This is a genomic window from Holospora curviuscula (genome assembly GCF_002930195.1).
Classification (GTDB): domain Bacteria; phylum Pseudomonadota; class Alphaproteobacteria; order Holosporales; family Holosporaceae; genus Holospora; species Holospora curviuscula.
The window spans coordinates 1-3,654 of sequence record NZ_PHHC01000117.1 but is presented as its reverse complement, the minus strand read 5'-3'; the positions used below and the strand labels follow the sequence as shown (position 1 = coordinate 3,654).

At 34.5% G+C, this 3,654-nt stretch carries 4 protein-coding genes; 2 read left to right on the top strand and 2 right to left on the bottom strand.

Annotated features, from left to right (window positions below; translation table 11 throughout):
- A partial coding sequence (locus tag HCUR_RS10305; RefSeq protein ID WP_129591943.1) for a transposase occupies positions 1–104 on the bottom strand: 104 nt, incomplete at its 3' end.
- Between the two features lie 614 nt (positions 105–718).
- Between HCUR_RS10305 and mraY the strand changes: the two genes are divergently transcribed.
- Positions 719–1,825 carry a phospho-N-acetylmuramoyl-pentapeptide-transferase gene (gene mraY, locus HCUR_RS06045; RefSeq protein WP_104207200.1) on the top strand — a complete coding sequence of 369 codons (1,107 nt, stop codon included), beginning with the start codon at positions 719–721 and terminating at the stop codon, positions 1,823–1,825.
- Positions 1,826–1,837: 12 nt separating this feature from the next.
- Positions 1,838–2,485, top strand: coding sequence for a bifunctional 2-polyprenyl-6-hydroxyphenol methylase/3-demethylubiquinol 3-O-methyltransferase UbiG (gene ubiG, locus HCUR_RS06040; RefSeq protein WP_165780819.1), 648 nt, complete (start codon positions 1,838–1,840; stop codon positions 2,483–2,485).
- A 386-nt stretch (positions 2,486–2,871) separates the two neighbouring features.
- On the opposite strand, the gene HCUR_RS06035 is transcribed toward ubiG, so the two are convergent.
- Positions 2,872–3,090 carry a hypothetical protein gene (locus HCUR_RS06035; RefSeq protein WP_104207198.1) on the bottom strand — a complete coding sequence of 73 codons (219 nt, stop codon included), beginning with the start codon at positions 3,088–3,090 and terminating at the stop codon, positions 2,872–2,874.
- Between the last annotated feature and the right edge of the window lie 564 nt (positions 3,091–3,654).

The following is a 3,654-nucleotide window of genomic DNA, read 5'->3' as shown; positions in this document are numbered from 1 at the left end:
TTGCATCTTCGATAAAACAAATGTACCGTCAAGTATGTTGGAAAATCTTTAGGAAGCATTTGCCATGAACAGCCGGTCTTTATTATGTAAACTACTCCATTAATACGATTTTTTTTTCGTGTTTAATTCTATTACTATACTTATCTCATTCAAAATGATCCTTAATGAATTTCCATTTATGATCTGTTAAATCTCTTGGATCACGCGTTCTTATTACCTCCAAACTTGACTATACTCCCTCCTTTTATCCATGAATACAGGGTCTTACATAGTGTTTTTTTCTCAGAGAATGGATTAAATGGTTACTTTAATTGGCTTGTGAACATTTTTTCTTTCATTATACCATGATTCTGAATTTAATTCAAAGTGATTCACTGTAGTATGTTTTAATGAATCATTTTAAGTAAAACGCGGTTTCCTTTATTTGAATATACTCTAGCGTAAAATCACGATTTTTTCAGAATTTAGCAATAATTTAAAATAAGTATTTGTTTGATTCATGGCTTCATCTTGTAAAACTAATGGACAAATATTTCTTACCCCAATCAGTGAAAAAGTAAAAATTAAAATTGTTGCTCTTTGTCCCGTCTAATTCTCCAGAGTCTTTAGCTCAACCTCGAGACATCTGTATTTTACAAATCTACATCTTCTGTTGTAAAAAACATAAAAAAGTAATACAATCTTTAAGCTCTCGTTGTCATGCAGTTCAAGTTTTATTATGTTATTTTATCTGAGTCACCTGACCCACTATGTTTCTTTTTTGAACGTATTCCGATATTTAACTTTTCGATCTATTGGAGCATTGGTAAGCAGCTTTTTTATTATATTCTTTATCGGTAAACCATTCATTCATTGGATGAAGCGTGTACAAAGAGGAGGGCAACCTATTCGTACCGATGGTCCTGAAAGTCATCTGCTCTACAAACAAAATACTCCTACAATGGGGGGAGGAATGTTGTTGCTAGGCTTTACTGGCAGTATTATTTTGTGGTGTGACTGGTCAAGTCCGTATGTATGGCTTACAACATTTACTTTTTTGTCCTTAAGTTTGTTGGGATATTGGGACGATATGTTAAAAATTATTTATCGTAACAGTGTGGGGTTAAACGGGAAAAAAAAACTGATCTTTCAAATGCTTATTGGAATTTTAGGTGCGCTGGGCACATTTTTTGCGCTGAGACGCTTATGTTTTTCTACCAGCAGTACAGTATTTACCGGGATTTATTTTCCCTTTTTCAAAAATTTCGTTGTTGATTTGGGTTGGGTTTATCCGCTTTGGGCTGCTTTAGTAGTGACTGGAACGTCTAATGCCGTAAATTTAACAGATGGATTAGATGGACTAGCCATTGGGCCTGTAATGGTAACCTGTGTAGTGTTGGCAATTTTTTCCTATGTTTCTGGACATTCATTATTTTCCCTCTATCTAAAGATTCCTTATATTCCTATGGCGGGAGAGCTGGCAGTCTGTTGCGCCGCATTGCTGGGAGCGGGATTAGGATTTCTTTGGTATAACGCACCACCTGCGATGATTATTATGGGAGATATGGGCGCACTCGCTTTGGGAGGAACACTAGCAGCCATTGCACTTTTTATTAAACAGGAATTACTATTGGGTATTGTAGGCGGGGTGTTTGTTGTAGAAACGCTTTCTGTGGTGATTCAAGTCGTGTATTTTAAACATACTCAACGCAGAATATTTTTAATGGCACCTTTACATCACCATTTTGAAAAACGTGGGTGGTCTGAGTCTGCAATAGTCATGCGTTTTTGGATTATTTCCTGTTTGTTAGGCATTGGTGCTTTAACGGCTTTAAAAATTCGATAGGATATTCTCTTTGTGTTCAAAAATTGGTGGGATCTTAGAGGCCCTGCACAAATACTACACCAACTTTCTCCGCTACGTATCACATTTTTAGAAAGTTTTTTTTCTATTGAGGGAAGAAAAATTTTAGATGTGGGGTGTGGTGGAGGAATTTTTAGTGAAGCACTTTGGAGACGAGGCGCCCGTGTCTCTGGTACGGATGTATGTAAGGATAGCCTAAAGCAAGCCAGATTCCATGCAGAGAATACCAAAGCGAATATTATTTATGAGTCTCCAGAATATTTTCAAGGTAGACCAAATTATTTTGAAGTTTTATTGTTTATGGAAGTTCTAGAGCATGTGGACCACCTGTATGATACTGTGGCCTATTGGTTTCCATTATTGATACCAGGAGGCTATATTATGGGCTCTACCGTAAATCGCACCACAAAGTCGTATTTTAAATCTATTATTGCGGCAGAATACATTTTACAATGGATTCCATCAGGAACACATAATTGGCATCATTTTATTCAACCCAAAGAGTTGAAAACCCTCTTTAAACGTTTAGGATGTTTTGGGTGGGTAGAGCAAGGGTATCGCTACAGTCTGTTCAGTACAGAAAAGTGGACTTTTTGTGCCGCGACAGACACAAATTTCTTTTTCTCAATACGTAAATTATAGAGTCATCCTGAACGGTGATCTAATTTTTTTCTTCTGTAACCATTTTTAGCAGTAGATTTTAAGAACCATTTTTTACATCCCAAATAAATTTTTAGGCAGTGTTACAAGGGTCCATTTGGAGCAGTTAAAAAAACAATTTTTTAACGTTCAAGGTATAGATGATTTTTTTTATACCCTCCCTCTTGCGTATACCTTTCCATAATGAATTCATCTCTTTAATTGGCTTGTTTTTTTATTTTTCTTTGATTGTCTCTCAATTATTTTAATACCAGGAACGAATTTTTGTAAATTGTCTATTGATCCTATTAAAGTTTTAATATAGAAACTTAAAAAATTTCTTACTGATTTAGGTTCAAGAGTGTCTTACACACTTTTTTTAAGATTAGTTAAAAAAACGTTTCTACCTTCCCATCTTTAACGTTGCTCAATGTACGAATCATTTTTTTTTGAGTGTCTTCAAAGAATTGATCAAATAGTTTTTGTATGACATCATCATGTTGGCTTAAAGACAAAAATTGAACAATTTTCTTCTCATCTTTATTTAATTCAATGAGAAAATCGTTAATTATTAAAAAAAAAAAATCCCTAACTTTTACTGTTCCCATTTTTTCTCTTGTTTTAACTAGTCTTTTTGTAAGGAAAGTTCTTCTTGTTTCTTTTGTAACTCTTTCTCTGCTCTAACTCTTTTAGTATATGCGTCTTATTATTCTTCATATTTTTTTTATATAGCAAAATAACGATAGAACAGTGATAATAGAAAAAAAGAAAAAATATTTAAAGATTTCGTATTTATGCGATTTTCGTCGTAAGGGTTTAAGAATTAAGAAGAAAGAAGAGATGAGCTATGAGAAGTTGGGTAGCCGTTTTAGAATGGGTAGGCAGACTAACTATAGAGCGATTACGCGTTTAGAACCGACCTTAGTTCGCTCTATGCCAGCTAGAACAATAGACATAAACTATTTATAACATGATCTCTGTACAGGACAAAAGTTTATCTCCCTGTAAATACCCGCTCAATTACAGTTTTTTGATTAAAAATTGACGCAATATCATTCACGAAATTGTTAACCGAACGATCAATTTTAAAAAATAATTCCCGCAGCAGATCCAAGCCAACGCGTAACACGCTTTTTTCCAAACGACCATGCTTTTTCTTTTTGATAGGGGCT

Bases quoted from the DNA above. Each gene is read 5' to 3' on its own strand.
- mraY (WP_104207200.1), top strand. From the start codon at position 719: ATGTTATTTTATCTGAGTCACCTGACCCACTATGTTTCTTTTTTGAAC.
- HCUR_RS06035 (WP_104207198.1), bottom strand. From the start codon at position 3,090: ATGGGAACAGTAAAAGTTAGGGATTTTTTTTTTTTAATAATTAACGAT.